Below are 278 nucleotides of genomic sequence, written 5' to 3' on the forward strand. Positions count from 1 at the left end.
CCCGCAGTACGGGCAGTACGTGACCAAGGCGCGCCGCACCGAAGCCAAGGCCGCCCTGGCGCGCGTGCAGGGCGCCCAGGAGAGGTATTTCACGGTGAACAACAAGTATTCGTCGAACCCTGCCGATCTCAAGGTGCTGGCATGCGCCGCCCAGACCACGGGGTCCGGGGATACCTGCGACCAAGGCAGCCATGTGATCACCATCGCCGTGACCGGCGGCGGCGACGCCACCGGCTACACCCTCACCGCCACGCCCAAGCTGGCCGATGCGCTGTGTG

Annotated in this window: 1 protein-coding gene; it reads left to right on the forward strand. The window is 68.0% G+C overall.

The window, feature by feature from the left end; genetic code table 11:
* Positions 1 to 278 (forward strand): type IV pilin protein (locus tag SB847_RS20880; protein ID WP_410578502.1); only part of this gene is annotated, 278 nt, incomplete at both ends.

It is taken from the genome of Bacillus sp. SIMBA_026 (genome assembly GCF_046535335.1).
Taxonomy (GTDB): Bacteria; Bacillota; Bacilli; order Bacillales; family Bacillaceae; genus Bacillus; species Bacillus velezensis.